This is a genomic window from Citrobacter sp. wls826 (genome assembly GCF_005281245.1).
Taxonomy (GTDB): domain Bacteria; phylum Pseudomonadota; class Gammaproteobacteria; order Enterobacterales; family Enterobacteriaceae; genus Citrobacter; species Citrobacter braakii.
On the sequence record NZ_SZWS01000016.1, the window covers coordinates 31,911 to 33,072 of the forward strand.

At 57.2% G+C, this 1,162-nt stretch carries 2 protein-coding genes; one reads left to right on the forward strand and one right to left on the reverse strand.

Going from position 1 to position 1,162, the window contains the following annotated elements; genetic code table 11:
- Positions 1 to 406 (reverse strand): iron chelate uptake ABC transporter family permease subunit (locus FDW87_RS02225; protein ID WP_170975096.1); only part of this gene is annotated, 406 nt, incomplete at its 3' end.
- Between the two features lie 109 nt (positions 407 to 515).
- Between FDW87_RS02225 and entS the strand changes: the two genes are divergently transcribed.
- A partial coding sequence (gene entS / locus FDW87_RS21530) for an enterobactin transporter EntS (RefSeq protein ID WP_252362958.1) occupies positions 516 to 1,162 on the forward strand: 647 nt, incomplete at its 3' end.

Here is a 1,162-nt window from a genome sequence, read left to right on the forward strand (position 1 = left end):
CCACTATAAGCGACGCGACCAGCGCCCCGGAAAAGGCCATCAGCAGTTGCTCTTGCGCAGAGGAAAAACCGAACAGCGCGGCTCCCAGCACAATAGCGAAGCTGGCTCCGGAGTTAACGCCCAGAATGCCGGGATCGGCGAGAGGGTTACGCGTGAGCGTTTGCATTAATGCGCCAGCCAGACCCAGCGCCCCACCGGCGAGCAGCCCCGCCAGCGTGCGCGGCAGTCGCGCGTCCAGCACGATGGTGCAATCAGCGCTTTGACAACTGCCGGTAAGTGCATCCAGCACCACGGAGGCAGGTAGCGACTTGGCGCCAATAACCAGACTTAATATCGTGGTGAGAACAAGTAATAACAATAGTCCGGGAACGGCGAAGGCACGTGTCGCGGAAACAGAGCATGACATATCAACTTCCCTGATAATGATAGTAATTATCGTTATCGATCTTATTTGGATATGTTAGCATGTGCAGCCATCGAATGGATATTGAAAAAGTACCTGGTAAGGCTCTGTAATGAATCGACAATCCTGGCTGCTCAATCTCAGCCTGTTAAAGACCCACCCTGCATTTCGCGCCGTCTTCCTCGCCCGTTTTATTTCCATTGTCTCTCTGGGGCTACTCGGCGTGGCGGTTCCGGTACAGATCCAGATGATGACCCAGTCGACCTGGCAGGTCGGTTTGTCAGTAACGTTGACCGGCAGCGCAATGTTTATTGGTCTGATGGTGGGCGGGGTGCTGGCCGACCGCTATGAGCGTAAAAAAGTGATCCTGTTGGCTCGTGGAACCTGCGGAATCGGCTTTATTGGTCTGTGTCTGAATGCGCTGCTGCCCGAACCGTCGTTACTGGCGATTTATTTGCTTGGCTTATGGGACGGTTTCTTTGCCTCGCTGGGCGTGACCGCGTTGCTGGCGGCAACACCGGCGCTGGTTGGCCGGGAGAATTTGATGCAGGCCGGGGCGATTACCATGTTGACGGTACGTCTGGGTTCGGTTATTTCGCCGATGCTTGGCGGGGTATTGCTCGCGACCGGTGGCGTGGCGTGGAACTACGGTCTGGCGGCGGCGGGCACTTTCATTACCTTGCTGCCGTTGCTGAGCCTTCCCGCGCTGCCGCCTCCGCCGCAGCCGCGCGAGCATCCGCTAAAATCGCTGCTGGCAGC